At 45.8% G+C, this 26769-nt stretch carries 33 protein-coding genes; 16 read left to right on the forward strand and 17 right to left on the reverse strand.

The features are described 5' to 3' along the window. Window positions 1-81 precede the first annotated feature (81 nt). The 3 genes from Vsou_RS06000 to Vsou_RS06010 form a co-directional block, all read right to left on the reverse strand. Window positions 82-1140: an acetoin utilization protein AcuC gene (locus Vsou_RS06000; protein WP_188602243.1), complete on the reverse strand. Its 1059-nt coding sequence runs from the start codon at window positions 1138-1140 to the stop codon at window positions 82-84. 65 nt (window positions 1141-1205) lie between these two features. Continuing rightward, window positions 1206-2108, reverse strand: coding sequence for a hypothetical protein (locus tag Vsou_RS06005; protein ID WP_188602242.1), 903 nt, complete (start codon window positions 2106-2108; stop codon window positions 1206-1208). A gap of 104 nt (window positions 2109-2212) precedes the next feature. Next, a complete protein-coding gene (locus tag Vsou_RS06010; protein WP_054843279.1) occupies window positions 2213-2716 on the reverse strand; it encodes an HIT family protein in 504 nt (167 codons plus the stop codon). 87 nt (window positions 2717-2803) lie between these two features. On the opposite strand from Vsou_RS06010, the gene Vsou_RS06015 reads away from it, so the two are divergent. Together Vsou_RS06015 and Vsou_RS06020 are read left to right on the forward strand one after the other, a co-directional pair. Further along, on the forward strand, window positions 2804-3076 hold the full coding sequence (locus tag Vsou_RS06015) for a hypothetical protein (protein ID WP_188602241.1): 273 nt from the start codon (window positions 2804-2806) through the stop codon (window positions 3074-3076). Then, window positions 3048-4121 carry an AAA family ATPase gene (locus Vsou_RS06020; RefSeq protein ID WP_229709650.1) on the forward strand — a complete coding sequence of 358 codons (1074 nt, stop codon included), beginning with the start codon at window positions 3048-3050 and terminating at the stop codon, window positions 4119-4121. The genes Vsou_RS06015 and Vsou_RS06020 overlap by 29 nt, the downstream gene beginning before the upstream one ends. On the opposite strand, the gene Vsou_RS06025 is transcribed toward Vsou_RS06020, so the two are convergent. Beyond that, window positions 4118-5302, reverse strand: a complete 1185-nt coding sequence (locus Vsou_RS06025) for a glycosyltransferase family 2 protein (RefSeq protein WP_188602239.1) — start codon at window positions 5300-5302, stop codon at window positions 4118-4120. The two genes, Vsou_RS06020 and Vsou_RS06025, sit on opposite strands and share 4 nt — an antisense overlap. A gap of 173 nt (window positions 5303-5475) precedes the next feature. Between Vsou_RS06025 and Vsou_RS06030 the strand changes: the two genes are divergently transcribed. Then, the gene (locus Vsou_RS06030; protein WP_188602238.1) at window positions 5476-5817 is read left to right on the forward strand and encodes a transposase; all 342 of its coding nucleotides are present in this window, start codon (window positions 5476-5478) and stop codon (window positions 5815-5817) included. A 39-nt stretch (window positions 5818-5856) separates the two neighbouring features. Continuing rightward, complete coding sequence (locus Vsou_RS06035; RefSeq protein WP_188602611.1) at window positions 5857-6942, forward strand: hypothetical protein; 1086 nt, start codon at window positions 5857-5859, stop codon at window positions 6940-6942. A 2-nt stretch (window positions 6943-6944) separates the two neighbouring features. On the opposite strand, the gene Vsou_RS06040 is transcribed toward Vsou_RS06035, so the two are convergent. Continuing rightward, complete coding sequence (locus Vsou_RS06040; RefSeq protein ID WP_188602237.1) at window positions 6945-7412, reverse strand: GNAT family N-acetyltransferase; 468 nt, start codon at window positions 7410-7412, stop codon at window positions 6945-6947. Window positions 7413-7476: 64 nt separating this feature from the next. Here Vsou_RS06040 and rrp41 point away from each other — a divergent pair, with 64 nt between their 5' ends. The 5 genes from rrp41 to Vsou_RS06065 all read left to right on the forward strand — a co-directional run bounded on the left by rrp41 (window position 7477) and on the right by Vsou_RS06065 (window position 12529). Then, complete coding sequence (rrp41, locus tag Vsou_RS06045) at window positions 7477-8217, forward strand: exosome complex exonuclease Rrp41 (RefSeq protein WP_188602236.1); 741 nt, start codon at window positions 7477-7479, stop codon at window positions 8215-8217. A 56-nt stretch (window positions 8218-8273) separates the two neighbouring features. Further along, on the forward strand, window positions 8274-9125 hold the full coding sequence (rrp42, locus tag Vsou_RS06050; protein ID WP_188602235.1) for an exosome complex protein Rrp42: 852 nt from the start codon (window positions 8274-8276) through the stop codon (window positions 9123-9125). Between the two features lie 100 nt (window positions 9126-9225). Continuing rightward, on the forward strand, window positions 9226-9882 hold the full coding sequence (locus Vsou_RS06055; RefSeq protein WP_054843278.1) for a restriction endonuclease: 657 nt from the start codon (window positions 9226-9228) through the stop codon (window positions 9880-9882). A gap of 26 nt (window positions 9883-9908) precedes the next feature. Beyond that, entirely contained in the window at window positions 9909-11372 is a 1464-nt protein-coding gene (locus Vsou_RS06060; protein ID WP_188602234.1) for a carboxypeptidase M32, read from the forward strand. 56 nt (window positions 11373-11428) lie between these two features. After that, the gene (locus Vsou_RS06065; protein ID WP_188602233.1) at window positions 11429-12529 is read left to right on the forward strand and encodes an S-methyl-5-thioribose-1-phosphate isomerase; all 1101 of its coding nucleotides are present in this window, start codon (window positions 11429-11431) and stop codon (window positions 12527-12529) included. On the opposite strand, the gene Vsou_RS06070 is transcribed toward Vsou_RS06065, so the two are convergent. The 6 genes from Vsou_RS06070 to Vsou_RS06095 are packed head-to-tail and all read right to left on the reverse strand — an operon-like array spanning window position 12515 to window position 16717. Next, window positions 12515-13891: a digeranylgeranylglycerophospholipid reductase gene (locus Vsou_RS06070; protein WP_188602232.1), complete on the reverse strand. Its 1377-nt coding sequence runs from the start codon at window positions 13889-13891 to the stop codon at window positions 12515-12517. The two genes, Vsou_RS06065 and Vsou_RS06070, sit on opposite strands and share 15 nt — an antisense overlap. A gap of 55 nt (window positions 13892-13946) precedes the next feature. Further along, the gene (locus Vsou_RS06075) at window positions 13947-14636 is read right to left on the reverse strand and encodes a metal-dependent hydrolase (RefSeq protein WP_188602231.1); all 690 of its coding nucleotides are present in this window, start codon (window positions 14634-14636) and stop codon (window positions 13947-13949) included. Window positions 14637-14676: 40 nt separating this feature from the next. Further along, window positions 14677-14958, reverse strand: a complete 282-nt coding sequence (locus Vsou_RS06080; protein WP_054843277.1) for a hypothetical protein — start codon at window positions 14956-14958, stop codon at window positions 14677-14679. 50 nt (window positions 14959-15008) lie between these two features. Then, window positions 15009-15428 carry a Holliday junction resolvase Hjc gene (gene hjc, locus Vsou_RS06085; protein WP_188602230.1) on the reverse strand — a complete coding sequence of 140 codons (420 nt, stop codon included), beginning with the start codon at window positions 15426-15428 and terminating at the stop codon, window positions 15009-15011. A 3-nt stretch (window positions 15429-15431) separates the two neighbouring features. Further along, complete coding sequence (locus tag Vsou_RS06090; protein WP_188602229.1) at window positions 15432-16136, reverse strand: hypothetical protein; 705 nt, start codon at window positions 16134-16136, stop codon at window positions 15432-15434. 2 nt (window positions 16137-16138) lie between these two features. Continuing rightward, window positions 16139-16717: a TATA-box-binding protein gene (locus tag Vsou_RS06095; protein ID WP_188602228.1), complete on the reverse strand. Its 579-nt coding sequence runs from the start codon at window positions 16715-16717 to the stop codon at window positions 16139-16141. 125 nt (window positions 16718-16842) lie between these two features. Between Vsou_RS06095 and Vsou_RS06100 the strand changes: the two genes are divergently transcribed. After that, window positions 16843-17193 (forward strand): eS25 family ribosomal protein, encoded by a 351-nt coding sequence (locus Vsou_RS06100; protein WP_188602227.1) that lies wholly within the window; start codon window positions 16843-16845, stop codon window positions 17191-17193. 2 nt (window positions 17194-17195) lie between these two features. Here Vsou_RS06100 and Vsou_RS06105 read toward each other — a convergent pair whose 3' ends face one another. Beyond that, window positions 17196-18071 carry a PolB1-binding protein PBP2 family protein gene (locus tag Vsou_RS06105; protein WP_188602226.1) on the reverse strand — a complete coding sequence of 292 codons (876 nt, stop codon included), beginning with the start codon at window positions 18069-18071 and terminating at the stop codon, window positions 17196-17198. Between the two features lie 54 nt (window positions 18072-18125). Here Vsou_RS06105 and Vsou_RS06110 point away from each other — a divergent pair, with 54 nt between their 5' ends. Continuing rightward, complete coding sequence (locus Vsou_RS06110) at window positions 18126-18938, forward strand: ArsR family transcriptional regulator (protein ID WP_188602225.1); 813 nt, start codon at window positions 18126-18128, stop codon at window positions 18936-18938. A 2-nt stretch (window positions 18939-18940) separates the two neighbouring features. Then, the gene (locus Vsou_RS06115) at window positions 18941-19543 is read left to right on the forward strand and encodes a methyltransferase (RefSeq protein WP_188602224.1); all 603 of its coding nucleotides are present in this window, start codon (window positions 18941-18943) and stop codon (window positions 19541-19543) included. Between the two features lie 11 nt (window positions 19544-19554). On the opposite strand, the gene Vsou_RS06120 is transcribed toward Vsou_RS06115, so the two are convergent. The 5 genes from Vsou_RS06120 to Vsou_RS06140 all read right to left on the reverse strand — a co-directional run bounded on the left by Vsou_RS06120 (window position 19555) and on the right by Vsou_RS06140 (window position 24525). Then, window positions 19555-20610, reverse strand: a complete 1056-nt coding sequence (locus tag Vsou_RS06120; RefSeq protein WP_054843094.1) for a phosphate signaling complex PhoU family protein — start codon at window positions 20608-20610, stop codon at window positions 19555-19557. 102 nt (window positions 20611-20712) lie between these two features. Continuing rightward, window positions 20713-21144 carry an Hsp20/alpha crystallin family protein gene (locus tag Vsou_RS06125; protein WP_229709648.1) on the reverse strand — a complete coding sequence of 144 codons (432 nt, stop codon included), beginning with the start codon at window positions 21142-21144 and terminating at the stop codon, window positions 20713-20715. A 126-nt stretch (window positions 21145-21270) separates the two neighbouring features. Further along, complete coding sequence (locus tag Vsou_RS06130) at window positions 21271-22440, reverse strand: NAD(P)/FAD-dependent oxidoreductase (RefSeq protein WP_188602223.1); 1170 nt, start codon at window positions 22438-22440, stop codon at window positions 21271-21273. Then, window positions 22440-24242 carry an FAD-dependent oxidoreductase gene (locus Vsou_RS06135; RefSeq protein WP_188602222.1) on the reverse strand — a complete coding sequence of 601 codons (1803 nt, stop codon included), beginning with the start codon at window positions 24240-24242 and terminating at the stop codon, window positions 22440-22442. Before Vsou_RS06135 ends, Vsou_RS06130 begins: the two co-directional genes overlap by 1 nt. A gap of 49 nt (window positions 24243-24291) precedes the next feature. Beyond that, entirely contained in the window at window positions 24292-24525 is a 234-nt protein-coding gene (locus Vsou_RS06140) for a hypothetical protein (RefSeq protein WP_188602221.1), read from the reverse strand. 91 nt (window positions 24526-24616) lie between these two features. Here Vsou_RS06140 and Vsou_RS06145 point away from each other — a divergent pair, with 91 nt between their 5' ends. Genes Vsou_RS06145 through Vsou_RS06160 form a run of 4 tightly spaced genes read left to right on the forward strand, consistent with a single transcriptional unit; the run spans window position 24617 to window position 26769 of the window. Then, on the forward strand, window positions 24617-25177 hold the full coding sequence (locus Vsou_RS06145) for an ATP:cob(I)alamin adenosyltransferase (protein ID WP_188602220.1): 561 nt from the start codon (window positions 24617-24619) through the stop codon (window positions 25175-25177). Window positions 25178-25225: 48 nt separating this feature from the next. Next, entirely contained in the window at window positions 25226-25459 is a 234-nt protein-coding gene (locus Vsou_RS06150) for a hypothetical protein (RefSeq protein WP_054843088.1), read from the forward strand. Next, window positions 25437-26108, forward strand: coding sequence for a TIGR00296 family protein (locus tag Vsou_RS06155; RefSeq protein ID WP_188602219.1), 672 nt, complete (start codon window positions 25437-25439; stop codon window positions 26106-26108). Before Vsou_RS06150 ends, Vsou_RS06155 begins: the two co-directional genes overlap by 23 nt. Beyond that, the gene (locus Vsou_RS06160) at window positions 26086-26769 is read left to right on the forward strand and encodes a PHP domain-containing protein (protein WP_188602218.1); all 684 of its coding nucleotides are present in this window, start codon (window positions 26086-26088) and stop codon (window positions 26767-26769) included. The genes Vsou_RS06155 and Vsou_RS06160 overlap by 23 nt, the downstream gene beginning before the upstream one ends.

A 26769-nucleotide genomic window follows, 5' to 3' on the forward strand; every position in this document is an offset into this window, starting at 1 on the left:
GATAGCCATTATTCAATGCGAAAAGGCGGCGAAACCCTTGTAATAATATGCAGAAAGCCCTGCCCCTTGATGGCAGGTAGTTCACAGTCCAAGTCTCTGTTTCACGGCATCTATTACGTAGAGTGACTCCTCGTAGTAACGCCCAGGTGTCCTAGTGGGTTCTGGGTCAAGGTATTCAGAGTATTGCTGGAGTCTATTGGGTTCCGTAAGCATTACTATTGCCAAGAACCATGTCTTCACGGTATTCCAAACGTCATAACCACCACCCCCTGTCATGACCAACTTACCGTTAGCGTGCCTATGCGCTGCCTCATGCACCGTGCCCAGCACCTTGAGGTAAGAAGCCGTGGATAAATCAAGTATGCCTAACTCATCACCTGTATGTGCATCAACCCCGAATTGAAGAATTAGGAACTCGGGTGAGTACCTATCGAGTATTGGGCTTATTATTTCATCGATAACAATTGAGTAAATATCATCACCAGTGTGCGGTGGCAGTGGTATGTTCACCTTAAGGCCCTTTCCTGCGCCAACGCCATCCTCATCAATCCAGCCAGTGCCTGGGTAGAAGCGGCCGTCATAGCCATGGGTCGATATTAGGAGAATATCCTCGTTATTAAGGGCCTCCTGCGTGCCGTCAGCATGATGAACATCCACATCAACCACGGCCACGCGTCTCACGCCATTATTCCTAAGCCACTTAACGGCTATGGCCATGTCATTGTAAACACAGAAACCCGCGGCCCCGCTGGGTTTGGCGTGGTGAAAACCACCACCTGGGTTGAAACCGTGTAGGTACTTACCTGAGTTAACTAGCTTGGTAACGAGTAGTGTTCCGCCAACCCTAATGGCGGCCGCTTCATGAATGCCCTTAAAGGCCGGCGTATCCCCGTAATCCAGATACCCAGTGCCTTCCTCGCTGGCCCTCTTTACGAATTTTATGTAGTCCATGGTATGCACAAGCATTAACTCCTCATCCGTTGCTGACTCAGGCTCCACTGGGTCTACGTAGTTCCCCAGTAGGCCGTGTTCCCTCAGTAACTCCATCAATCTCTGCTCTCTATATGGCTTAAAGGGGTGCCATGGTCCAAAATTATAACTTAAATATTTATCCGAATACGCAAGCACGATTTTCTCCATAAACTTAATACCTAGTTAGGAGTAATTAAGGTTTATTAATTCAAATAATAATTGATCACTATTAATTACTGTAGTTGTACCTCGGTGATCTCCACGTCAAAATAATACTCAATTAGGTTATTATCCACCAGTGCATTTAGAAGAGCCCGCGTTCCCTCATCACCTGCCCTAATAATCAGTTTATCTCCATCAATACTCACTGAGAGCCCATGTATCCTGAGTATGCTGGAAATCCCGTTTATGTCCCCATTGGCCTTAACAATTAATTCCAGGGACTTTGTTTCCTGCCTCTTAATTTCGTGTTCCCTAATTAATTGGTTCACCATGTTGATTATTTCGTGGGGTTCAGCGTCCCTGGATACCGAGATTATTACTGTGGGGTAGCCCTCGTAGGAGAAGTGGCCTGTGAAGTCCGCAGGGCTTGACTCAATGATATCATAATTATCAACCCCTATTGGTTTGGGTACGGTGATCGACCACTTGTCTGAGCTGATGAGCATTATTATGAGTTCAGGCCTCGTCTCATGAATCATACTGTGAAGTTTGATCGAGTACTTACTTCTCAGTGTCAGTGCGTCATACCTTACGGGTATTCCATCACCATCAATGGTGTAGAACGTATTCTTCCCCTTAATTACATCCCATGAATTGAAGGGCCATGGGTTTACCATGGGCATTACCTCCATAGTCCACTTGGAAAGTTGCGATGAACTAAACGTTGGTATGGAATACACGTGTTCAGCACACTTGTTAAGCACCGCATGGACCAGGGCATTGCTTATTCTATAGTCATTTACCGAGAACCCCGTAACAAGGGCAATACGCCTATTTCCACTGCCAATTGTTAGTGTTAGGAATTCCTTATCCATTGTTGGGTTGCATTTGAAGTGGTCCATTAATGAGTATACGTACCTAGGCGTGACTATGTCCGTGAGTAGCGCCTTAAAGGGTTCGCCAGTAAATGGCACGCTTACCTCATTAACCAGGTATTTATAAAATGTACATTCACCCCTGGAACCCGCTTAATCACCGCACTGCCCAATTTATTTAGGCAATGAAAGACTGAGTTAATTTAATTATGGGGCGCTCCGTCCTTAATTAACTGCGGGATCAGGGCCCTTAACTTGCTGGCTATATCCATCGTTTTTTCCATCACTGCATCCGGGTCGGTTATTGTGAAGGATATGGCCGATGGCTTGGGCACCACATGTATGTGCATGTGTTCCTCAATACCGGCACCCGCAACCCTGCCTATGTTTATTCCAATGTCAAAATCTCCATAGTTAATACCCAAAACCCTCACTAAAGCCTCAGTAATTGCCATTAATTGTGCAGAGCACTCACTCAACTCTTCATTACTTAAGTCAGTTATTGTTGGCACGTGTCGATTCGGCACCACCATCACGTGGCCTATATTGTATGGGTACTTGTTCATGACTATGAAACAATGCCCTCCTCTATAAATAACTAGTCCATCATCGCTCCCGTGCAGGTATGCGCAGAGGACGCACTCACCGCCCTTGTTGTTTGTTGATTTTATGTACGTCCAACGCCACGGCGTGAAAACAACCTCCATTCCAATAATGCCAAGGCCCAGGGGCAAATAAAGTCTTACCTCCTTTAGGTATAAATAGGTGTTTTTAGTTTTATACGGGGTATTGTAATGACGAAGATAGTGCATGTCAGGAGGTTCATACCGCTGAGCGCAAGCGTTGGGCAAATGACAAGGGGCGTGGAGCTGGATGTCGCGTTAAATAGACTTGATGAGTCATTAAACAAGGCATTAAGGGAGCTGGATAGTATGGTTGGCTCACATGGGGTTAGGCAGGTCGGTATAAACGTTAGTAATGTGAACCTAGGTAATGTGAGCGGAATACTAATAATAGCCTACGCATTGGTTGATGCCGATGACGAGACTAGTAAAGGCGGTGGTTAAGGGATTTAAGGGCTTAGGAAGGGAGGCATCCATTAATTTTAATGGTAACACCATGGTTGTTGGCGGTAGTGGTTCAGGGAAAACAAGCCTAATGGAAGCCCTGGCACTCCTAATGCAGAGTAGGGGTGAGGAGTGGCTTGTCCTTGAGGGTAATTTCCTAGTTATTCATGAACCTGAGGACTTGGTTTACGGGTTAAATCCCGATGGAACAGTTACCGTGGGTGTTTATTACGAGGTTGATGGCGATGGCGAGGGGCTTGGCCGCAGCATTGGTCTTGAGTTGAGGAGGGGTTCTATCATAGGTTATCACTACAGCTTTAGGTTTAGGGATTACTGGGTTAGGCAGGAGGTGTACCTGGACAATGAGCCTGTGGCTATTGTGGAGAAGGTGGGTAATGACGGCGTAATGAGACACCCAGCGACTAATAAGCTCTGTATTGCGCCTACCCATGTAATGCATGAGGATGCGTTCATGGTCTGTGATGGCGATCAATCAAGGAGGGCCATCGCATTAATGTTTGTACTTAGGAACATGCTTAAGAATAAGTTCTATTACCTTGGTGAGGGTAGGGTCTGTTGGTGGAAGAGGGATTATGAGACGACCGTGGATTTACCGAGCAATTCCGTGGGCTCTGATGGACAGTATACCGTGCATCAACTCTCTGTTATAGAGACGAGACCTGAGTATGAGGGCGTGTACGGTGAAGTAAAGGGCTTGATTGGTGAGTTGGGCATTGAGGATATAAAGGCTGGGTTCACTGCGCCGAAGAGGGTTTCGGGTTACGTTAAGGTTAATGGCAAGTGGGTCCCCATGTACCATGCTGGTCTTAAGTTGAAGGCATTATTACCAGTGATTGTTCAGCTGGTGCTTACTCCTCCGGGTTCTGTGTTGGTTATTGATGGTATTGACTTGGGGCTTGCACATGATGAGTTAAGCGCCGTGGTAGACATTGTAGATAGGGTCGCCAGGAAGGTGGGTTACCAAGTAATAATGAGCGGTAAGGTTGCGCCTGTTAATAGTCATGTGAGTATCGTTAATATTTAACGGGTGGTCTTAAGCCAATTATTAATGGGTACTAACGGTGATGTTATTGTTACTGCGCCAAGCAACAACCAGTAAATGGGTAGTAACACTATGGCTTCGCCCATATTCATGCTCTCATGGATGAAGTCACGCATTAGGTAAAGGACCATCATCTCCGACATTATAACCGCGAGCGCTAATTGGTATAGGATGGCTATGGTGTATGCCTTGGTTATTATCGCCATATAAGCCACAAGGATAAAACCTATGATTGAGCCCACGAGTAGCGCCGGCGGTAGCACAATGAATACGTAAAGCATTATTACCCTCAATGCGTAATTAAATTGAACGCCCTGCCTAAACAACAAAACCAGGTTCTGGGCATAACCCTTATTCCACCTAATTCTCTGTCTTATGAAGCTAGTTATATTCAATGGTGCTAATTCGTATACGTACGAGTCAAGGAGCCCAATGGAATAACCTCGACTAGCCAACTTAAATGATAATAGGGCGTCCTCAGCCATGCTATGGGGCACGAAATCAACGGCATCCCTCCTTATGAAGAGCCCCTCACCCGACAGCGGTGTTACTTTAATTGTGGTCCTCAAAAACGGAACTATGGCATTATACCAAATTATTGACTCCAGGTACATCAAACCACCAAGCACGCTATCCCTATACCTATACACCCTGGTACCCACTGCTGCGTAACCCCTCTCCATCATTAACAGTACGGCATTAAGGACTTGGTCGTTTGGGAACACGTCATCAGCATCGTAGAAGCCAATGATCAAGCCACTGGTGTGCTTCATGGCTGTGTTCATGGCTATGGCCTTAAGCCTACGCCCGGCATTATCATTGGTTATGACCTTTATGTTTAATGAACTCAGGAACCTCCCAGCGGCCCTTAACGCTTCATTGAACGTGTTCACATCATCCTTATCAATAACGATTAGAACCTCCAGTAGGTTCTTGGGATAGTTCTGTGACGAGACACTGTCAAGTGTCTTCTCAATACTCTGCTTCCTCTCCCTATAAACGGGTAGTACAATGGACACCTTGGGAAGGTTCTCAACCTGCATATTTACGGATGTTGGTTTTTCATATGCATGGACCCTTCTTGAAACGAAGTACTGCACAGCCCATAATGCCGTACCAATCATTATTAACACTTCCAATGCGGTAATTACGCTATCCTGCATACTATGGATGCCTATTATTAAGGGCATTTAAAGTATTTTATAACGTACTTAAAACCTCGCCCCCTTCTAGGGCAGGGATATGTAGTCCTCTAGGATTAGAAGGAGCGGTGCCTCAAAGACCTGAGTAGACTGTATGAAAGGGTAAGTCAAGTGGGGGTTTTGAGGAGGAGTTGATGGATGTTGGGTTCGGTGAATTAATACGTATCATTAGGTGGCAAATGAGTAAAGGCATGGGAAGGAGTTTAGATGAGTTAACCCTAGGCGATAGGGTGTTCAAGTGCCCTAGGCGTGGGTTAATCATTGATAGGGACCTGAACGCAGGCATTAACATCCTAAGGCATGGGGTTGAGAGCCGCCCCTACTACCTGTGGAGCTCCACCAATACCCGTGGTTTTTCACCACGGGCAAGGCGGGGCAATAAAACAGGAAACCTCACCATCCAAGGTTGGGTAGCCCACCTACGTAGATGCGGCGTGAGCATTAACATAATAAGAGGTATTATCCGCTGTGATTAAAATGAGTATTTTAAATATTCTCGGGTGAAGGTGGTGATCGTGGATTTAAGCATCAGGATTATTCAGGAGGGTGATGAGTATCAAGTGATTATTGAGGGTGATGGAGTGACAAGGATCCTAAAGGCTCGCTCGATTGATGAACTCACTAATTCCCTGACTAATGAGATCAGGGATTTACTGTCAATTAAGGAAAATACGGAAACCCTAAAGTCAAGTGCATGCACCCTGAGGGGTTGGTACATTAGGTTACCGGTAATGAAGCTCCTGGACATAGTGGCTTTTCTTACGAAGAATAACCAGGGTGACGCCACAGAGAATCTACTGAAATACTTGGATACGCATGGGCTTAGCAGGTCGAATTACAGGGTGATCGTACCAACACTGTCAGCGTTGGGCCTTTGGAAGCAGGGCAGATTAACCAGGGAGGCTGAGGAGTTGGGTAAGGCCGTGATTGACGGAAGTCAGGAATTACCTAACTTGCTGTATAGGATAGCCATTAGGAATTGTATGTTGAGGGACGTCATCGATAAGTTGGCCGAGGGCTACCCAATGAATGATGCAATAAAGCTTCTGGGCTTAACCAGGAGGGATGAGATCAATTACACGATAAACCTGCTGGAGATCATAATGAGTGGTGACGAGTTTAAGTGCCTTTACTACACCAAGGCCCTTGGGAATTACCTAAGGAATGGTGGTTGCTTCACTGCGTTGGATCTACCGAGAGGTTGCACGCTGAATCAGGTTGTTGCAATCTTCAATTATTTAATGAACAATAAGGGTTTTCATATGATGAGTCTCCTAAATGATGTTGATGTAACTGTGAACCTGGGCTCCGTAACTGCGCAGTTGTATGATGATTACGCATTGATCATTCAGGGTAGTAAGCCCGTCGGTGCCTTGATTGGCGAGGTCATAATTACCAACAGTAATTATGCACCTAGGGCTAGGGAGGCTGTGGATAGGCTTGAACCAATAGCCACAAAAATAACGAGACTCAATAACCTAGCCTTCAGTATGATAATAGTACCCATAGTAATAAGGGATGAATGCCCAAGGGTGAAGGCCTATGTTATGGTTGGTAATAAAATGGGTGATTGGATTGCGAGGGTTTTTGACCTTCCCTGAACCTAGGTTTCCTTGGCGTAAATACTGACGAGTGACCTGAACCCCATCTTATTGTAGAAGTTTATGGCTATCTGGTTCTGTGTTGGGAATTCAGCTGTTATTAACTGGGCACCTTTCTCACGAAGCATTGCTATGGCCTTCTCAAGCATCATCCTTCCCAACCCCTTACGCCTGTACTCAGGCATTATGTAAAAATCGACGATGGCGCCCTCAACACTCGGTGAATAAAAGAACCTCTCCCTAATGTCTGCCTTTACGAACCCAACTATCTTACCCATGTCCTCGGCAACGAGTAACAAATGATCCTTGCCATTACGAATCGCGTTTACTAGGTACTCCCTGGCGCGCTCTGCACAATCATTCCTTGCACTGAATAACGGGTCAAATTCACTATTTAGTCTTTTTAACCTGACCGCGAGGTCGACCAATACCTCCACGTCGCCTTCCCGAGCCTCCCTAATTGTAACCATACCGAGGAAAAGGAGAATTCACCCCTTAAAAATGCTTTTATATCAAAGAATATCCAGGAAAGCAATGGGTAAGCAATCCCCAGTGCCGTTGTTGGTTAATGGAAGGAGGAGCGATGGTAGGTTACCCGATGAGCATAGGTCGGTGAAGATGGAGGTGGGTGTGATAAACAATGCCGAAGGTAGCGCATTGGTTGCCTATGGCAATACGGTAATACTCGCCGCTGTCTATGGACCTAGGGAGGTGCCTCAGAAGCACCTTGAATTACCTGATAAGGCAATACTGAGGGTTAGGTACCACATGACGCCGTTTAGTACCTCAGAGGGTAGAAAGAGCCCTACACCGTCTAGGAGGGAGATTGAGATATCTAAGGTAATCAGGACTGCCCTGGAGCCTGCGGTGATCCTTGAGAGGTTTCCGAGGACCACCATAGATGTCTATCTAGAGGTGTTGCAGGCTGACGGTAGTACCAGGGTCACTGGAATAACAGCGGCATCCCTAGCCCTCGCTGACGCTGGGATCCCAATGAGGGATTTGCTCGTTGGTGTTTCCATAGGAAAGGTATCGGGCACCATAGTGGTTGACCTAAACCAACTTGAGGATCAGTATGGTGAGGGTGACATGCCCTTCGCAATCATGTATGGGCATGGTTTAATAACACTCATGCAGGCCGATGGTGAGTGGCTACCTAGTGAGATTAATCAGGCGGTTGAGCTCGCCTTTAAGGCTGCTGAAAGGATCTATAAGATGCAGAAGGACGTACTTAAGAGTAAGTATACTGAGCCATCAGTTTCATTGATGACTTAAAACCATTAATATCGAAACAAATAAAATTAAAAGGCTTAGGTAGCGCCGCTTTTTGAATGCTAAGTGTAACTCAGGAGAAGGGCGTTGTTCCAAAGCTTAAGCAGGAGGTTATGAAGAAGATGATCGAGCAAGGCGTTAGGATCGATAATAGGGGCCTGAATGATTATAGGGCATTGAGTATTAGGGTTGGGGTTGTGAAGACTGCTGACGGGAGTTCACTGGTATCCCTCGGTAATACCAAGGTAATGGCGGGTGTCAAGGTTGAGATCGGAAAGCCCTTTGAGGACACGCCTGATGAGGGCGCATTAATCGTAAACCTGGAGATCGCGCCTACGGCGTCCCCAGACGTAGAGCCTGGGCCACCTGATGAGAATGCAATTGAGGTTGCCAGGGTGGTGGATAGGGCGATAAGGCACAGTGGCTTCCTGAACTTCAAGTCTCTATCAATAGTCACTGGCAAGCATGCCTGGTTTCTCTGGGTTGATGTTTATGTGCTTAACCACGATGGTAATCTCGTGGACGCATCAACAATAGCCGCAGTAACCGCATTAATGAACACGGCATTGCCTAAGGTTGAACTCGACCCAGCAGGTAATATACTAAGAATAGATAGGGGTAGTAGATCACCGCTGTCACTGAACATGGATAAATTACCACTAACAATAACCCATGTTAAGATTGGTAATTTCCTCCTTGTGGATCCCATACGTGAGGAGGAGGACCTATCTGATGGCGCCTACATAACTGGCGTGGCTGGCGGTAGTATTGTGTCGATACAAAAGGTGACAGGCGCCTTTACTAAGGACGAAGTGAATTACATGGTGAGTAATTCCATTAATCAATACGTAAAACTCAGGGAATCCGTAATAAATATCATGAAGAACCCACCGACGGACCTTCAACTCTAACTCAGTCCTCAGCGGTTTCGTCACAAGTCAGGGCTGCAAACCATCATCACTTAAGAAATACTTATCAAAATTAATTAAAGGGCTTGCGCATTAGTTAATGATGGCTAATGTAGGCATTAAGTTCGAGGATTACGTTGCCGAACTACTGAGTAGGCTTGGGCTTAAGGTCCTTGATAAGAGGGCCAGGGTTACGGTTAATGGAATTGAGGTTGGCGAGGTCGATATAGTTGCCGAGGACAACGCAGGTAATAAGTATGCCGTTGAGGTTAAGTCGGGTAAGGTTGATGTGAGCGCCATTAGGCAGGCATATGTTAATGCCAAGGTATTGAACGCTAAGCCATTGATCGTTGCCAGGGGTTTCAGCAACGATTCAAGTAAGGCATTGGCTGATGAGTTAGGTGTTTCTGTGATAAACCTTGAGGAGGCCGTTGTTTTAACAATTGATGAGTTAAGGACCGTCATTGAGAGTGTCATTTACGAATCCGTTGGAGACTTAATAAATACGGTGTTTACGTTAGCCACGAAATCATGCGATGCCAAGGCTAGGGCCATCATGGATGCGGTAATTAATTGCAACGATTGGAACTGCGTATGCGATAAACTGGGTGTTAACCAGGGCGATTGCGGTTCCCTAATAAGCGATATCAAGAGGGAGTTAGGGCTTGGTAACTTATCACTGAGTAAGTTAAGGACCGCTATCCGACTGTATAACCTGGTTTCCCTATTGGTAAATTCATGCAACAAGGGAAACACTTAATTAGGATTCTACGTAGTAACCGACTAATGAAGATAGACGAATTATTGAGGGAGTATAGGTCTGTGTGGGCAATTGATCACGCAAGGTCATTACTGGAGTGGGACTTGGAGGTTAACATGCCAGTTGAGGGCACCGCCGCACGCGGTGAGGCACTGGCGCAATTAACCCTGATCCGGAGGGAGTACCTACTTCGGCTTAGAGATTTGGTTAGTAAGTATAGGGATTTCAAGGACCTCAGCGACCTTGAAAAGGGCGTGATTAGAGTTCTAGATAGGGAATTGAAGTATTATACCCTGATACCTCCTGAGGTACTTGAGGAGCTTGATAGGACAGCAACAAAGGCAGCCGTCATCTGGAGAGAGGCCAGGAGGGAATCCAACTTCAGTAAGTTTAAGCCGTATTTATCGAAGATCCTTGAGTTGGAGAGAACTATTGCGGATAAGCTTGGTTATGAGGGGCACCCATACAATGCACTCCTTGACTTATATGAAGAGGGATTCACAGTTAATGACGCTGATCATGTCTTTAACACATTACTTCCCAACCTAAAGGCGTTGCTTGATAAGATAATGAGCGAGGGCAAGTACCCAAGTAGGCATCCGCTTGAGGATGTGCCCTATGATGTAAATGTAATGAAGTCAATCAATGAGGAATTACTTAGGGTACTGGAGATGCCTGTGGGTAGTAGGTTCAGGATGGATGTATCGGCCCACCCATTCACAACAGGTATATCAATCAATGATGTGAGGATAACCACTAGGTATGAGGGAAGGGACTTTAGGTCAACCATGTTCTCCGTTATCCATGAGAGCGGGCATGCAATGTATGAGTTAATGATTGACCCATCCCTTGATATGACGCCAGTGGGCCGTGGTGTCTCCATGGGCGTTCATGAAAGCCAATCTAGGTTTTGGGAGAATATTATTGGTAGGAGTAGGGAGTTTGTGCATTTAATATACCCGTTACTCAAGGAGAGGTTGCCGTTCCTTAGGGACTATAGCGAGGAGGATATTTATAGGTACTTCAATATTGTTAGGCCGAGCCTGATTAGGGTTGATGCTGATGAGGTTACGTATAACTTCCACATAGCCCTTCGTTATGAGGTTGAGAAAGGATTGATAGCTGGTAAGCTTGATGTGTCTGACTTGCCGTCATTATGGAATGACTTTATGGATAAGTACCTGGGTGTTAGGCCTAGGAATGATGCTGAGGGTGTTCTTCAGGATATTCATTGGTCCCAGGGATCCTTCGGCTACTTCCCAACCTACACGCTGGGTAATGTTGTTGCTGGCATGATATATGCAAAGCTACCTGGGCTTAGGGATAAGGTCGCGGGCAGGAGGTTTAATGAGATTAGGGAGTTCCTTAGGGATAAGATCTGTAAGTATGGTGCCATATATCCACCCAAGGAGTTGCTGATGAGGTCATTTAACGACACGTATAACCCAACTTACCTGCTTAATTACTTACGTGAGAAGTACCTTGGTTGAGACTTATTGGGTTCTTAAAAAAGACTTAAAAGGTATTGATTGTTCATCATTGATGTATGGGGATTGATATTGAGGAATTGAAAAGTAAGATAAACCCAAGGCTGAGGCCAATAATATGGCGAGACAGTGACAACACCCTAGTATTACTTGACCAAAGAAAGCTACCCTTTGAGGAGACGTACGTGGAGTTACGGGATCCACAATCCACAGCCGACGCAATTAGGCAAATGATAGTCCGCGGAGCACCGGCGATAGGAATAACCGCGGCCTACGGAATGGTGCTAGCCATAGCCCATGGCAATGCATCAACACTTGATGAAGCTCTCAATGAACTAGCGAGGGCTAGAGACGCTTTGAATGCCGCAAGACCAACTGCTCAAAACCTATTCTGGGCTACGGAAAGGATGCTTAGTACGGCCAGTAACGCCATACATAACGGTAGCGCCAAGAGCGTGAGAGAATTACTTGGCGTAATGAAGAGGGAGGCTAAGGCTATATTTGATGAGGAGTTTGACGCAGAATTAAGAATGGGGATTTATGGTCTTGAGAAGGTAAATGACGGAGACACCATACTGACACAGTGTAATGCGGGTGGTCTAGCCACAGGTACAGGTATTGGCACTGCCACGGCACCAATAAGGGTTGCGCATGCACTGGGTATTAGGGTCTCCGTGATTGCGCCTGAAACAAGGCCTTGGCTTCAGGGCGCCAGGTTAACCGTGTATGAACTTATGGCTGATGGTATACCGGTCACGTTGATAGCTGATACGGCAGTTGGTTACGTAATGTATAGGGGTATGGTGAATAGTGTAATGGTTGGTGCAGATAGGATACTCAGGGATGGGCATGTTTATAATAAGATCGGCACTTTTAAGGAGGCCGTGATCGCCCATGAGCTCGGTATACCATTTTACGCCATAGCGCCTTCATCAACCTTCGACCTAAGGAGTAGGGTTGAGGATGTGAAGATTGAGGAGAGGGATCCGGATGAGGTTAGGAAGATAAGGGGTGTTCCAATAGCCCCTGAGAATGTCCCTGTGTTTAACCCAGTGTTTGATGTTACGCCTCCTAAGTACGTGACCGCACTAATAACTGAGAGGGGAATTATATACCCGCCCTTTGACAAGAATGTGCCTAGGGTATTAAGCGTTAGATAACCATTTAAGGGATAAACCAAGTCCCCTTGCATACTCCCTATATGCGTTCACCACCTTTCCATACCAACTGGACAAGGCGCTGGGATCCGTTGGGTATGTCTCGTATAAAGACTTTATCTCATTCATGTACCTCAACGCAAGCCTTAATTTGGATGCGACGTCAGGTACCTTCATTAGGCGTAGGCCTATTTTCAACTTGTCAATAAATGATAACTCCAATGAACCCCTCTCTGATATTTCCAATACCTCGTCCTCAGTGAGGAGCCTTGCCCTTAGACCTCTGTTGAGTTGATCATCAGTGAGCGTCTGAAGCATTAACCTAAACACGTCAAGCATTGCCTGCTTTGTGCCATAGGCCTTCAAGTACTCAAGGTTATACTTCCACAAGCCCCTCTCTGATACGTCGTTCCTCTCAAAGGCATCAATCACGGCCTTTGAAGCCAACTCAGCCGAGAGAAGGGCAGGCCCTATACCGCCACCATGTACTGGGTTCACGGTAACCGCGGCATCACCAACCGCAAGGAATCCATTGGCTACTAGCGATGGTAATGGCCTACGTGTCGGTACAATACCACCACCCACATGAATTATCTTCCTACCCCTAGTGTATTGGCTGTTGGCTAGGTACCTATCGTAATTATGCCTCGGGTTTATACCATTCTCCTCACTTAGTTTACCCCATAGACCAAGCCCAATGTTCATTGTGTTTGAACTCTTCGGAAACAACCACCAGTAACCACCAGGAGCTATTTTAGAATCAAGGTATATCCTTATGTACTCTGGTCTCTCGATCTCATAATCAACCTGTATCACCTCCCTATACGCATTAGAGACGTCCTCAGGTAATAATGGTTCCGAAACCCACCATTCGCGGGGAAGCCTACTTCTGACGACGGCGCCAACGCCGCTGGCGTCAATGACGACCTTAGCCTTGAAATCCTCAACAGAACCGTTAGGCTTCAAGACCTTAATGCCGGTAACTGAACCATTCTCTATTATTGGTCCCTGAACCTTATGGTTATCGAGCACATGAACACCAGCCCTCTCAGCCTCTCCTATAAGCCACCTAGCCCATTTAGCCATGTCTAGTCCGAAGCCCTTGCCGAGAACCACGTACTTTATGGATAGGTCAGGACTATAGAGCTCCGCGCCTTCATACCGTATCATGAAGACGTCACTCGGTGGCTTAATTACCATTCGATCAATGTGGTGAACACCGATGGCATCACCCGTAGTCTTGAACACCTTGTTCCTGCTCTTCATCTCTATGAGGGCTACATTAAAACCTGCCTTGGCAAGTATATATGAGGCATAGGAACCACCTGTGCCTGCGCCAACCACTATAACATCAAAATTCTCCATACCAACAACGATGTGCTGAAGGAAATTTAAGTATTAAGGGCTTAGTAGCGATTAATTACTTGATTGGCAATTGTAAAATCTCGCCTGGCTTTAGAATGAATACCTTAACGTCGGGAAGCATTGACTCCGCAAGTTCCTTAAACTGCTGTGGGTCCTGCTTAATGTCTGGGAATGTATTGTAATGCATTGGTATTGCTGCCCTCGGCCTCAATAGTGTTAATGCGTAGGCTGCTTGCCTGGGATCCATGGTGAAGAGGCTGCCTATTGGTAGCATGGCGACATCAATCTTAAATAACTTGCCCAGTAGGTCCATCTCGCTGAAGAGCCCCGTGTCCCCAGCATGGTATATCGTGGCCTCGGGGGCCTTTATTATGAAACCCACGGGCACTCCCCTGCTGGAGCTATGTAGCGCAGGTGTTACGTAAACCTCGACTTCACTCGATAACTTAGCAAAACCACCAACATTCATACCTATGGTGTTCTTAACACCCTGCTCGCTCAGGTAATTCACTAGTTCGAATACGCCGATAACAGTGGCATTGGTCCTCTTGGCTATATCCACGGTCTCGCCCAAATGATCAAAGTGGTCATGCGTTACGAGAATGTAATCAACACTCGTAACTTCATTAAGGGATACCGGAGATAGTGGGTTTGAGATCCATGGATCTATTAGTATCTTCTTTCCGCTTAGCATTATCTCGAAGGCCGCATGACCAAGCCATTTAATGTATGATTGCGCACTCATTAACCTAGGTAGTTCCTAATGTTAAATAAGTTTTACGCGATCACCTCCTCTTAATTGTGAGGAGGAGCTTGATGGCCCTTGAGTGCGGTGCGTATATCATTAAGTCATCAATTGCAATACCATACTTGTCTACCAATGCCTTTATTAATTCATTAATACTGGCAAACCTCATTGGTTGTTCAAGGTATATCTTTATACTGACCTCAAGCCCTTGTTTCGAATCCCTTACACTAACCCGCGTGAACTTCAATGACTTCGTCTCAAGGTTCTTAAGTACTTTATCCACAAGCTCCTTTAATTCGCGTTGTATTGATGATGCCACCACTAATCCATTTAATGAATATTATTAAAGATTAATTGTTACTGGCTGGGTTACTTTAGGTATTCCATTAATGACTTGCTCATGTACTTGTTGATCAATTGCTCAAGTGTATAGGCATTACCTAAATCCTCGGGTTTAACGAGAAGGCCCTCCTTACTCGTGACAGGGAGGAAACGCCAATCGTCTCCCCTAAACTTTATGGCAACGTAGGCATCGCCCTTAGCCCTCTGGGCAAACTCAAGTAGTCTGGCTATCTTCTCCTCCTCGATTCTTATGGGGTTTCTTTCTGATCTGTACTTAGCCTCGAATATTAATACGAAGCCAGGGCCCATGGCGACTATATCAGGTACAAACCTCTTCCTAACGCCACCGCCCGATGAGCAACCCCTGAGAACGGCTAGGCCCATATCCCATAACTTATTTGCCAAAGCCCTCTCGTGTGCCGAACCCTTTCTCTTTGGCAGACTCATGATTTAGTCAACCCTCATCTCCCTAACTAAGTCCACGCTTGGGCATAATAGGATGCATAGTGGATTTATTGATTTGCCACAGAAGTCGCAGTTGGCATTTATGATTAGTTTATTATCGTCAGTGGAATTGCTCCTGGTGATACTGTTATACATCTCTGCTGTTTTTATGTCATAGGTGAACACGAGCCGTGAGCGGGAGACCAAGTCTATGCTGTTTACCGTACCCCCTCTAATTAATACATATAAGTCCCCCCCTGAGTCCACGTAGTCGATTAGCCAATTAACAATGGGTTTTGGTATCCCTCCAGGCAATATGGGAACCCTGTTGCTGATTACAGGGTCTATAAATAACTCATTGGGTAGGTTGAGTAGGTGTGGCCTTAATTCCATGAATTTCGTCAATGCATCCAGCGTAAGCCCAACGACCGTGTTTACGAGACTCGTCACATACCTAAGCCAGGAATAACCAACACCAGGGCCCAGTATTATTATGGATCTGTCAAATGTGTTGATTGCCCTTGGTATTTTTGCGTGAAGTTCATCATTGATCCTGACAATACCGATTACCTCCTTACCCAGGGACTTTATTTTTCTAACCAGCGTTGTGTTGACCTCGTTATTTATCTCAATTGCTAATTTACCCGTAAACACTAACCTTGGTATTCGCCCTATGTCCTGGTCAATAACAGGCACTGCCTCCAGGTACATAACTAAAACTCCTCCTCTTCCTTACTGACCTCCTCATACAACGCCCCTATGTCTTTAAGCACATCATGAATCTTAAAAACTGCGTCCTTAACCTGCATCTCCTTCTTGGCGCCTGTGCACACTATCTTTCCGGAGCTGAATATTAGGAGGACGACCTTTGGGTCATCCATCCTATAGATTAGGCCAGGAAACTGCTCGGGCTCGTACATCGAGTTCTCGAGCATCAAGGCCGACTTCTCAATATCGACCTCTGCATGCAGGTTGCCGGAGGCCACTATGTTCTGTACCTGAATCTCCGGCGTGATTGGTACGTCAGCCCCATGCTCATTAAGCAACCTAACTAACTCCTTAACGGCTCTCTTAAGTTCATTCTCACTCTTAGCACCCGTGCACACCATCTTACCCGTCCTAAAGATCAACGCGGATATTTTTGGCCTCTGAAGCCTGAGGATCAAGCCAGGGAATTGCTCGGGGTTATACTCAGCCGCGGGGAGCCTCTCTGCGAGCTTGTCAAGGTCTAAATCAACGCCAAGATTTACCGTAGCAACAATATTCTCAATACGATAGGTGGGATTTGGCATTATTCATGATTTAAAAAAGCACTTAAAAAACCTTTCCGACACAACCATAGGCGTAATACCAAACTCATGGAGGTTATGAAGTATAGTTTATAAATGGGTGCATTAAGTCAATTAATCGATCAGGCATGGGTGGAAAGAAGAAACCAACATTATCACAATTAGCCAAGAAACAGGACAAGCAACAACCGGCGCCGGCGAAGCCGGCAGCCAAGGGCAGGAAGACGACAGCTGAGGAAAGACAAACCGCCAAAGCCTCCCTGGTGGAGCCTAAACTACTCAGTGACGTTGAGAAGGAGGTCACGAAATGGGAGTACGTAACGCCATACTTGGTGGCGAATAGATTCAACACAAAGATAAGTGTTGCCTACCAAATATTGAGGACGCTCGCGGGCAAGGGAACACTGGTACTCGTTTCAAAGGGACACAGGACAGAGGTATACACGACACCGGAGCGGCTTAGGCAGATCGCCGCATAGGACTAGGTGAATAGGGAGTCAAGTCTGACCTTAACAAAATCCTTGGGTAATTCCTTAATCCTATTAACCACGCCAGGTTCCACGACTTCCACAAGCCCCATTTTCCTAAGTGCCCTTAAAACACTATCCTCAATCCTAAGCGTACTCTCATTAATGCCACCAAACTGCTTGGCTATATCGATCTTTAGCCTCAACTCACCAACACTCCAGTACCTATATAAGTAGGTCAACATCGCCATGGCCACCTTGAGGGCATCCTCCCTATTCTGCGGTAATTCCTCGCCAATAACCCTCCTAAGCGCCGCCACAAGGCTATCCGTTGATGTGAAGGAAAAATCATAATTCTCAGGCCTCTCAATGTTTATGGCAGGGCTACTTACCCCACCAGTCTCATTAGGCTTAGTACTACCCTCCTCAGTGGTTGCTTCACCATGCTCCTCCACCTTGGTGGGTTCCTGCCTTTGCGGAGTCTCCGCCTTACTTGGTTGCTCAGGGGCGCTTTCCCTAATTTCACTGGATTCCCTTGTCTCGGTCTGTCTTTCCTCCTTAATTACCTCAAGGATACTCGAACTCCTGCTGGTTCTTTGCCTGGTTTGGCGTTTAACGGGCGCTACGGCTTTTGCCGGTTCCCCAGGCACCTCTATGTATGTTGGTATTGATAATTTAATGTCATTGCCTCCAATCCTCATTGTACCAACCACGTACTCCCCTGATGATTTGAGTTTCTTTTCACGAATTAATTCCCTGATAAGTAGGTAAAGTAGTACATTACCAATCTTATTTGCGGATGCCCACTTCAATAGATCCTGGTGGCTAACCCTCTTGCTCCTCATTATGTATGTGCTCAGTGAGATCTTCAAATCCTCAAAACCAACCACAGTAATTCTCTCCCGAAAGAACTCTTTTATACTTACTCTATAAGTATTGCTACAATGAGTAGGGACTTTGATGATTTTAGTGTCATATTATTGAGACCAAGGAGAGTGCAGATACTTAGGTTATTGATTAGTCAGGGTACCATGAAGATCTCGGACATTAGGAAATTATTGAATGCGCCCGCCTCGTCTCTTTACTATGACATTGAGATCTTGAAGGCCAATGGACTTATCATTAAGGATGGCCCGTACGTAAAGATAACCAGTAAGGGAAGGGCATTAATTGAGAAAGCCGATGGGATATTGGCTCAAGGCCCCAGGAAACCTGGTGCAAAGTCCGAGGAATTAACCAATATTCTACTTATGAGGCCGCTGACGATAAACATGTATAGGCTTGGACCAAACGCCCTCCTTATCTACTCAACCATAATAATAGTCCTTGGGTTAGTTATGGCATTCATGCAGGGTTATGAATTATTACTACTTATCTTCGTTGAGAGTAATTACCTAGTGCCTGTCGGTATAACCACCGTGTCGATACTGGCCTACCTAGGCATTGCACTATTCATTTACAGGTATTTGCTTAGTAGCGAGATCATAGACCTCAAGTTACTGAGCGGGATCCTCGCCTCGTTGATACCGATGTCATTATACCCAACAATAATGACGTTAATAACGCCCTGGGTGGCACCATTACCGCTCTCCATAATTGACGCCCTACTGAAGGCTTTATTGCCCCTCGCCAGCTTAATAGTACTTGCCACCGTGCTCTCAATGACCTCGGGAAAACCCGTGGAGTACTCCCTGCTTTTTGAAACGATTTTCCTACTAATACCATCAGTCATAATATACATTGCCCTGTTTAAGTGAAGATGAGGATCGTAATACTAGACAACGTTTACTCCCCAGCTGAGGACTCATGGCAAACGGCTGAGTTGCTTAGCTGGATCGTGGGTAATTACGTGAGTAATGAAGAGCCGCGGGTAATAGATGTAGGTTCAGGCACCGGTGTATTGGCATTAACGGCACTACTGAGCGCAATGAATAAGGGGCGCGTCGCGTGGATCATCGCAATAGATCATGATCGCAGCGCCGCAATTAACACTAGAATTAACCTCGCTAATAACGGGCTTTATCAATATGCTGACGTCGTTTCGATGAATGTCCTCGATGCGATTAGAGGTGGAGTTCGTATTGACGTTATTGTTAGTAACCCTCCATATCTCCCTGGTAGTTGGGATGAGGATTGGAGGATATTCGGCGGCCCCGATGGTAATAATGTGACCAGGCAATTAATAACCCATGCATGTGGCGGTAATGCCCTCCTAATTGTGTTAACGCAGTCCTCCTTGTCGAATTGGGAGGAAACCACTAAATTACTGAGGGATTGCAATTATAGGTTGGTCATGATTAAGGCATCTCATTATTTTTTCGAGGATATAATAACCATGGTCTTTTTGAAGGTTAACCATTGATTTTAGGGATATTAACTGAACTGCTCGATTGCTAGGTTAAGTAGCGCTTCACCAACGTCCGACGCGTACTCAGCGATCCTGTAGATGCTATCTAGTATTAACTTTGCTGATGCAGCTGCCTGTGTGGTTAAGTTGTAATTAGCCAGTGAGGAACCCAGTGAATCCGTGGTTGTCCGGATTTCGTATTTCACCGTATCAATTATGTAATTAACTTCCTTAGTGTCTAGTCTCTCCATCATGACCTTGCCAATGTTATTCATTATTGCTGAATCCTTGGTGAGCAGGTCACTGAAGCTTTGTCGAAGATCCTGCGGTATTAAAAGCACGTACTTATTCTCCAGGTTGACTATTTCCCTGGCTATCTTGACAGCATGGTCAGCCGCCCTCTCCAGCGACTTATTGATTATAGCGTATTCAATGATACTCCTTGGGTCCTGAATACCAGACAGACTGAGGGCGTGCTTACTGACCAAGACCCTCTTTAACTGCCTATTTAGTAGCCAGTAGAATTTGTCAACCTCGTTATCCCTCTCAATTATATCCATGGCTATTGAACCATCACCATTCTCCACAGGGACCTTAAGGTCATCTATCATGCCAACCACGGTCTTCACGAGCTTTATGATTATATCCTTAATATTAATGTCAGGGACATTAACGAGGTTTTGAATGACGAGTGTGTTTCTGCCCTCCTCGATGATCTCAACGCCGGTCAGCTTCCTCCGGACTACATCCTTAACCTGCTTTTTCAAGTTTAATGTCGATATGTCGAAGTTAAGCTTAAATAGATCATAACCAGACAGGTAATGGGCCAGTAGGACCCTCTCGAGGTGATCCATGTTAGATACGTCCTGGGTCACGTTTATTGATGACTCAAGTAATGGCGCCTTAACCATTTTCTTGGGCACTATAAGCAATGATAGGTCTGGCTGCGGTATTACCAATACCTCATCGCCTGGCTTAAGGTCAACCTGCCTAGTCCACTCCTTTGGCAGGGACACTATTAGTGTTGCACCACCTGTTAATTGGACCCTCCTTGTTTCCGGCTCAAATTTCACTATAGACATCACGAACTAATAATTAGACCCCTATAAATACCTTATCCTAATAAATCAGTAATTATTAATCACATGGTTTTTAGAGATGAAATATTTAAGCCATATTCATAACTATTCTATTAAAACCTCCGTCTCGGCTATACTACCTAATTTAGGAATAATTACCTGAAGCACGCCATCCCTATAGGCCGCCTTTGCCCCATCAACCTTAAGCCTCACACCAAGCTCCACCTTCCTATATACCCTAAAATTACTTAGTCTCTCCAGCCTAGCGGCCTTACCGACAACTGGCAATGGCTGTGGCTCAGCCGCAATCTCCACATAGTTATTACCAACCCTAACCTTAATACTATCCTTCTTAACGCCAGGCAGATCAGCGAGTATTATTATTGAGTCACCATTATCGATTACATCCATGGGCGGCTCCCTCGTCACAAGCCTTGGATCAACCACATTAGCCAACTTACTAATCAACTCATTTATCCCAGCCTCCACCTTATTTATGCCCACCGCAATATCAGTAGTGTTTTGTTCCATCGTCATGGTTAAGTAATAACCACGGTTAATAATTACCCAAACACATTAATTAAACGATACTTCATGAATCACACATGAATAATACAACCTATTAACATGCCAAGTAACGAAGGAAATCCGTTGAAGGCACGTTTAAATAACGAGTAACTCCTTAATGAGGTTACCGGTGGCGAACCTATCTGGTAGGAAGGGCTTCATTATGGGATCAACAACACCATCAGCGATATACCTAGCGAGTAATTCAGCGGCATATGGCCCAAGCATGAAACCATGCCCTGAGAAACCGGAAAGTACGTAAACACCCTCCGGCCATGTGCTTGACCTACCCATTACATGACTGTGGTCAGGGGTCATTTCGTAGTAACCAGACCATATTCTCATAACTCTTATATTCCTAAGGCTTGGGATCAACTTCACTGTTTCCCTAGCCCACGTGGTTAACCAAGTAAATGTATTTCCATATGGTAAAAAGCCCTCACCGCCCTCAAGCTCAACGCTACCCAATATCTCTCCTCTCATGGTTTGCCCAACGTATAGATTAGTCTCAGTATCTATGACGTATGTGTTGATTAATGGCCTCACAGGCTCTGTAATACCGATCTCCCTCCTAGCGGGTTTTATTGGTATGTCGATGTTAAGGGTTCTCTTCATGACTTCCCCAGTCCATGCACCAGCCGTGAATATGACATTCTTCGTCCTCACAAAGACATCACCACTTGAGACGCTTGTAACCCTACCGTTCTCTATACCTATATTCTTCACCTCGGAGTATTCAAATACCTTAACGCCCAGGTCTAGGGACCTTTCGTAATAGCCCATCACCAGGTAATCATGGTGGAAGGCACCATCCTGAGGCCCAAAGATGGCGCCCACTATGCCCTGCGTATTTATGTATGGAAATCTATCCCTTAGTTCATCCACAGTGAGTATTTGGACGGGCACGCCCATGGGTTTCCATAACTGCTCATTAAGTTTTCCATAGTGCTCAAGAACCTCCTTACGCCTGGCAAGCCATAGGTAACCGGCCCTCTCGAATACCCCATTCCAACCAAGCTCACCGCTGAGGGACTCCAGCTTCCTAATTGCCCTGATCGCGAACTCAGTATTCTCCCTATTCCCAAAGTGAACCCTATACCTGCCCGCATTCCTTGTTGAGCTTCCAGAACCGACGTAACTCTTCTCGAGAACAACAACGGAGAAACCCCTACGGGCTAAGTAGTAGGCTGTCGCCAAACCAACTATGCCTGCTCCAATGACCACGGCATCCGCCGTTAACGAGATTAATCCACGACCCTCGCTCATCACTCACCACCCGCAAGGGTAGCCATTGGTATTGATGCCTCAGGGAACCTAATCCTCGGTAAACCAAGTTCACTGGGTTTCTTTTGGTATATGAAGCTTAGTATTAGGTTCGTGCTAATTAGGCAGAGTTTACCCTGGCAGGGACCAGTGCCTAAACCAACGGTCCTCTTTATCCTCTCCATACCTGGCAACCTTAGTGACTTATACTCCTCTTCCTCACCATGGAGGATCCTAACTCTAACCCTCTTTCCATGCATCAGTACTCTAGTGGCCTCTAGAACATCGTCTAGGGTAACATCCTCACAGAAACATAGGTATTGCCTTCTAGCACTCCTCAGGGCATTCTCCACGTCCTCAACAGACCCAGCGGTAGCCCACATTGGCGCATGCACCACATTAGGCTCAGCGTAATAACCACTGCCCTGAAGCCCCTCTTCAAATCTAAGTATTACATTATAGTAGGATGAATTAGTAGTAACCAGTTCCCTCTTGAGCTCGACTAGTTCCTTATCAAGAACGTCTTGGGTAACCAAGCCCTCCTTCATGCCTATGCTCAATGCAGTTACCCGTGCCTGCCTCACTACTAGGAACTCAGGTAATAAGCCACCCGCATCACCAACAACGTATACATTGGCAAGGCCAAGATCGCCGGTAAAGCCTCTCCTGGGTACTAAACCACCTATTTCCGGGGCATAGGCTATGGAGGCATTGAGTTGTGCCGGTAGATCAATGACGGGGACCCTCACGGCGCTCACAACGGCATCAACAACAACCTCCTCCCTCACCTGCCTCTTTGCCTTCTTACCCCTTATGTTTTCCAGGACAAGCCTTAAACCACCACCTGAATCCCCTGCATCGGTTATGTTCATGCCTATGAGAGACTTGATACCGAGAGAATCAACCTTATCCCTATATAAGTCACTCCTAATGACAGCGGAATTATCACCTAGGTAAACCTCAATTCCTGATTGAACAAGGTTCATGGCTACCCTAACACCCCAATCATCGCTACCCCAAACCAAGACCTTCCTGGGCCTAAAGCCCCACCACTTAACGAGCTTAAGTGTTGTCAGACCGGTGAGCATTCGCGGAGTGCCATTACCAGGAAAGACCAGCGGGACTTCCCTGAATCCCTGGGCGAGGACTAGATACTTATAACTGAATATGTATAACCTTGAGGAGTCCCTGGAGTGCCCAATAACAGCATCCTCAAGGAACCCATCAAAGACAACACCATTTAGCACAGCAACTTTATCGCTGACCTCCCTACTCAACTTGCTGATAAATTCACTGCCATGCCCTAGATCCTTAATTTCAGCATCATCAACCACCAAGTGACCGCCAAGGTAATTCTCACCCTCAACAATCGTAACCCTTAACCCAAGTTTACTTAATTCCTTGGCTGTTGATAGACCGGCTAAGCCACCGCCCACTATTAGTACGTCACTATTGACCCTAGTGCTGGTGATCCCTTCAGGTATGTTTGGTAATTCATTAATTGTGGATCTATTTAGGGAGTTTCGGGCGATATTGCGGGCCAAGGACCATAATGATATTAACAACCTGCTCCTGGGAAATGACGATGGACTTGCAAAGCCCCTAAGTAGGGAGGGAACACTGCTGGCTTTGCTTGGCATTACTGGCTTATCGCTGCATAGATCGTAGTATCCAGACGAGGCCCAGTAGCCCTCGCACCACCATTCGCAGCATATTACCCCCCTCGTCTCCCCATACCTTGAGCTATGCATGACGCCGTAGTTACCACGGCTAAGTTCCTCAATGATCCATGGCCGTTTACTCATCCAGGTCGTTTATGCATGGAATAATTATTAAGTTTTGTCCAAAGGTACTCTACTGGGTCTTTGGTGTTGCAGTCTTCACGTACTCGTCACATTTATTACGGTAAACGCAATAATTACATGATTGGGGCAATTCGCCGGATAACCTCCTCCTAACCAATGGACAGTGCTTTACGTAGTAATCAGGGTAGCATTTCCTGCAGATCACCAGGGAATTCCCTATGTAGGCTACCTCCCAAAACGTTACGTGCCTTCCGCATATACTACACGTGAAACTCACTTTCATTCACCCCTACTGTATCCCTAGTAACTATTGAGTTATTAAATTAAGTACTACCTATATTAATTTCCCCAATAATGGATCACATGTTTTGATTATGACCAACGTATTTGTTGATTGCCTGAGGATTGATGGATCAATAAGGTGCCCGGGGGATGGTGGATTCAGTGAGGTCATCGTGTTTGGCAGACATATTAAACTCAGGAAGGATCACCCAGCCATCGAACTCATGGGTAGACTTGATGAACTTGAGGCAACCGCTGAGTGGGGTATTCAGGAAACCAATAATTATGAGTTTAGGGTTATTGCCGCAATGACAGCTGCATTAAACACCTACCTAGCCACAGGCGACGATTCATGGCTTAAGCCCATTAAGGAATTAATTAGTAAAACATGTGATTTAGACAGTAAGGAGTTGGGGTGGTTCATACCGGGTGACAAGGGTACTGCACTACTTAACCTGCTTAGGGTCAAGGCCAGGGAGGCGGAGAGGACTGCCGTTAAGTTACTGGATGATGACCACCTACCCAGCGACAAGATTAGTGAACTAATTGGAATGCTTAATCAATTAAACAAGTACATAGCTCACATGATTTTCCTAAGCAATGTACGTGTGTTTAAGAACGTCAATGAAAAAATAAAGAACCTGCTTGGTTAAGTCTCGGCGTAGTAACCTTTATATTAATTATTTTTTATGCGGAGTGCAATGAGGTATACCGTAGTACTCTCAACAGTATTATTCATAGCGACCATCATAATATTAGTTTACTACGTGGTCTTTATGGATAATGGGCAGTTCCTTGTCGGCAATACAAATAAGGCGTTAGACCTACTGATGCTTTTCCTCGTTGTTGTATCAGGAATTATTACTGGCATAGTGTATTTATTTAACTCCAGAGCTGGAAAGAGTGGTAGTAATGTTCAAACCGTACAGTATTGAGGAGGGAGAATTCCTGGTTAAACTCGCCAGGAAGGCCGTCTATGAGTACCTACGTAGTGGTAAGGTAATCCAAGCACCACCCGATACCCCGCCTAAACTGTTTAAGGATAAATACGGCGTCTTTACAACAATAGAGGTATTCATGGGCAGGAACAGGAGGGGTGAACTCAGGGGTTGCATTGGCTTCCCACAGGCCGTTTATAATACTGTGAATGGAGTTATTAGGAGCGCCATAGCCGCCGCCACTGAGGACCCTAGGTTCGAACGCATGAGCACTGATGAGCTTAATAACGTGACGTTCGAAATCTCCGTACTAAGTCCGCTCGAGCTACTCGAGCCAGGTAACCCTAGGAGTTACCCTAACAAGATCGTGGTTGGCAGGCACGGTATCGTCATACAGAAGGGTTATTACTCAGGGTTATTGCTTCCTCAAGTACCTGTTGAGTATTGTTGGGACTCACTGACATTCCTAAATGAGGGGTGCATGAAGGCATTCCTACCTCCTGATTGTTGGTTGGATGAAGACACTTCAGTGCTAGTCTATGAAGCTCAAATATTTAAGGAGGCTGAACCTAATGGAGAGGTTATCGAACGAAATCTAATCGAGGAATTAAAAGGGTGCAAGAATGACGCTGCCAGTAAAGGCTGATTTACATACACACACGGTATATAGCGATGGCAGGGGCGAACCAAGGGATGTAATTAAAAACGCCCTAGACAGGGGTATAGGTATACTCTCAATAACTGACCATGACACGTTCAAGGGCTCACTCAAGGCGTTGGAATTCCTAAAAAATAACCATAAACAGGGAAGTAATGATGAACTCATATTCATTATTGGTAATGAGGTTAGAACACGAAGGGGTGATGTCCTAGTGCTATGTAGGGATTATCCAGGTAATGATGATATACCAAGGACAATACCTGACCTACTTGATTGGGTTTCAGGAAATAATTGCGTAGCAATACCTGCGCATCCCTATGATGCATTAAGACATGGTATTGGTGATGACGCACGAAAATATAGATGGCACGCAATAGAGGTGTTTAATGCCGGTGCCCTGCCTATATTTAACTGGATGGCTAAAAGAACCGCACGTGAGCTTGGTTTGCCTGGTGTTGCTGATAGTGATGCCCATGTTCCTGAGCTCGTTGGTGTTGCATATACCGTGTTTGAGCTTGATGATTTAAGCGTTGAGTCAGTATTCAGGGCGTTGATTAATGGGCGTGTTAAGGCCATGGCCCATTATCCAGGACCAGGATTACTAATTAAGAGGTTTTCCTGGTCCATTAGGCGTAGGCTGAGGTAG

Origin of the sequence: Vulcanisaeta souniana JCM 11219 (genome assembly GCF_026000775.1) — an archaeon.
GTDB classification, from domain to species: Archaea; Thermoproteota; Thermoprotei; order Thermoproteales; family Thermocladiaceae; genus Vulcanisaeta; species Vulcanisaeta souniana.

Bases quoted from the DNA above. Each gene is read 5' to 3' on its own strand.
- Vsou_RS06145 (WP_188602220.1), top strand. From the start codon at position 24,617: ATGACCAACGTATTTGTTGATTGCCTGAGGATTGATGGATCAATAAGG.
- Vsou_RS06075 (WP_188602231.1), bottom strand. From the start codon at position 14,636: ATGAGTGCGCAATCATACATTAAATGGCTTGGTCATGCGGCCTTCGAG.
- Vsou_RS06095 (WP_188602228.1), bottom strand. From the start codon at position 16,717: ATGCCAAATCCCACCTATCGTATTGAGAATATTGTTGCTACGGTAAAT.
- Vsou_RS06000 (WP_188602243.1), bottom strand. From the start codon at position 1,140: ATGGAGAAAATCGTGCTTGCGTATTCGGATAAATATTTAAGTTATAAT.
- Vsou_RS06055 (WP_054843278.1), top strand. From the start codon at position 9,226: ATGGCTAATGTAGGCATTAAGTTCGAGGATTACGTTGCCGAACTACTG.
- Vsou_RS06010 (WP_054843279.1), bottom strand. From the start codon at position 2,716: ATGGAGGTTGTTTTCACGCCGTGGCGTTGGACGTACATAAAATCAACA.
- hjc (WP_188602230.1), bottom strand. From the start codon at position 15,428: ATGAGTCTGCCAAAGAGAAAGGGTTCGGCACACGAGAGGGCTTTGGCA.
- rrp42 (WP_188602235.1), top strand. From the start codon at position 8,274: ATGCTAAGTGTAACTCAGGAGAAGGGCGTTGTTCCAAAGCTTAAGCAG.
- Vsou_RS06125 (WP_229709648.1), bottom strand. From the start codon at position 21,144: ATGACGATGGAACAAAACACTACTGATATTGCGGTGGGCATAAATAAG.
- Vsou_RS06140 (WP_188602221.1), bottom strand. From the start codon at position 24,525: ATGAAAGTGAGTTTCACGTGTAGTATATGCGGAAGGCACGTAACGTTT.
- Vsou_RS06090 (WP_188602229.1), bottom strand. From the start codon at position 16,136: ATGTACCTGGAGGCAGTGCCTGTTATTGACCAGGACATAGGGCGAATA.
- Vsou_RS06150 (WP_054843088.1), top strand. From the start codon at position 25,226: ATGAGGTATACCGTAGTACTCTCAACAGTATTATTCATAGCGACCATC.
- Vsou_RS06070 (WP_188602232.1), bottom strand. From the start codon at position 13,891: ATGGAGAATTTTGATGTTATAGTGGTTGGCGCAGGCACAGGTGGTTCC.
- Vsou_RS06115 (WP_188602224.1), top strand. From the start codon at position 18,941: ATGAGGATCGTAATACTAGACAACGTTTACTCCCCAGCTGAGGACTCA.
- Vsou_RS06030 (WP_188602238.1), top strand. From the start codon at position 5,476: ATGGATGTTGGGTTCGGTGAATTAATACGTATCATTAGGTGGCAAATG.
- Vsou_RS06110 (WP_188602225.1), top strand. From the start codon at position 18,126: ATGAGTAGGGACTTTGATGATTTTAGTGTCATATTATTGAGACCAAGG.
- Vsou_RS06155 (WP_188602219.1), top strand. From the start codon at position 25,437: ATGTTCAAACCGTACAGTATTGAGGAGGGAGAATTCCTGGTTAAACTC.
- Vsou_RS06065 (WP_188602233.1), top strand. From the start codon at position 11,429: ATGGGGATTGATATTGAGGAATTGAAAAGTAAGATAAACCCAAGGCTG.
- Vsou_RS06060 (WP_188602234.1), top strand. From the start codon at position 9,909: ATGAAGATAGACGAATTATTGAGGGAGTATAGGTCTGTGTGGGCAATT.
- Vsou_RS06025 (WP_188602239.1), bottom strand. From the start codon at position 5,302: ATGCAGGATAGCGTAATTACCGCATTGGAAGTGTTAATAATGATTGGT.
- Vsou_RS06130 (WP_188602223.1), bottom strand. From the start codon at position 22,440: ATGAGCGAGGGTCGTGGATTAATCTCGTTAACGGCGGATGCCGTGGTC.
- Vsou_RS06160 (WP_188602218.1), top strand. From the start codon at position 26,086: ATGACGCTGCCAGTAAAGGCTGATTTACATACACACACGGTATATAGC.
- Vsou_RS06135 (WP_188602222.1), bottom strand. From the start codon at position 24,242: ATGAGTAAACGGCCATGGATCATTGAGGAACTTAGCCGTGGTAACTAC.
- Vsou_RS06100 (WP_188602227.1), top strand. From the start codon at position 16,843: ATGGGTGGAAAGAAGAAACCAACATTATCACAATTAGCCAAGAAACAG.
- Vsou_RS06015 (WP_188602241.1), top strand. From the start codon at position 2,804: ATGACGAAGATAGTGCATGTCAGGAGGTTCATACCGCTGAGCGCAAGC.
- Vsou_RS06120 (WP_054843094.1), bottom strand. From the start codon at position 20,610: ATGTCTATAGTGAAATTTGAGCCGGAAACAAGGAGGGTCCAATTAACA.
- rrp41 (WP_188602236.1), top strand. From the start codon at position 7,477: ATGGGTAAGCAATCCCCAGTGCCGTTGTTGGTTAATGGAAGGAGGAGC.
- Vsou_RS06040 (WP_188602237.1), bottom strand. From the start codon at position 7,412: ATGGTTACAATTAGGGAGGCTCGGGAAGGCGACGTGGAGGTATTGGTC.
- Vsou_RS06020 (WP_229709650.1), top strand. From the start codon at position 3,048: ATGACGAGACTAGTAAAGGCGGTGGTTAAGGGATTTAAGGGCTTAGGA.